Source organism: Burkholderia sp. BDU5 (genome assembly GCF_001522845.1).
GTDB lineage: Bacteria > Pseudomonadota > Gammaproteobacteria > Burkholderiales > Burkholderiaceae > Burkholderia > Burkholderia mayonis.
This window is the reverse complement of sequence record NZ_LOWC01000146.1, coordinates 1-916: the sequence shown is the minus strand read 5'-3', so window position 1 is coordinate 916 and position 916 is coordinate 1. Positions and strand designations below refer to the sequence as shown.

The window sequence follows — 916 nt, the reverse complement described above, 5'->3', positions numbered from 1 at the left end:
AGAGACGGTTTCATAAAGACTGGTCGGCCCGCCGAAGGGTATTCCAGCAGATCAGGCAGCAACCGAGTTTGAGGAACGCGCCGTGAATGTCTGCACGGCGCTCGAAACGAATGCGGAGACGACGGAAGTGATGCAGCCAGGCATGCGTGCGTTCAACGACCCAGCGATATTTTCCAAGGCCGCTGCCATGTTCGGTGCGGCGCTTGGCGATAACCGGCTCGATACCGCGATCGCGCAACGCTCGTCGATGCCGCTCAGAGTCGTAACCGCGATCGGCGTAGACCACGCGCGGTCTCTGCAGTGGGTGGCCGCGCAATCCACGAATTGGCGGAATCGCATCGATCAGCGGCAGCAGCTGCGTGACATCGTGAACGTTCGCGCCGGTCAGGATCGCCGCCAGCGGCGTGCCATTGGCGTCGGTGACGATGTGGTGCTTGGAACCGGGTCGCGCGCGATCGGTGGGGTTTGGCCCAGTTTTTGGCCCGCCCCAACGGCGCGAATCGATGAGGAATCGACTGCGGCTCGCGAGAAATCGATTTGGTCTGCTGCTCGCAGCTTCGCGAGCAGCAATTCGTGCAGGCGATCCCATACGCCCGCAGCCTGCCAATCGCGTAGCCGTCGCCAGCAAGTCACGCCCGAGCCGCAGCCCATCTCGGCGGGCAGGTCGCGCCAGCGCAGTCCCGTCTTGAGAACGAACAGGATGCCGGTCAGCGCGGCGCGATTCGAAACAGGCAGGCGGCCTGGGTTCTTCTCGCGCCGCGGCTTGGGTGGCGGCAATAACGGCTCGATCAATATCCACAGTTCGTCGTCGATGATCGGCTTGGCCATCTCCTCGGTCTCGGTTGTTCCGATGCCTGAGGTTAACAGCTCGCCGCGAAAGTTAACAGCCCCACCGGGCCTTTTTGAAACCGTCTCT

1 protein-coding gene is annotated in these 916 nt (G+C 62.7%); it reads right to left on the bottom strand.

What is annotated here, in order from left to right; all coding sequences use genetic code 11:
• Positions 1-10: 10 nt before the first annotated feature.
• Positions 11-828, bottom strand: a protein-coding gene (locus tag WS69_RS32030) for an IS5-like element IS402 family transposase (protein WP_108033922.1) whose coding sequence is annotated in 2 segments (ribosomal slippage) — positions 11-480 and positions 480-828 — 819 coding nt in all. Because the reading frame shifts where the segments join, the coding sequence is not laid out codon by codon here.
• Positions 829-916: the final 88 nt, after the last annotated feature.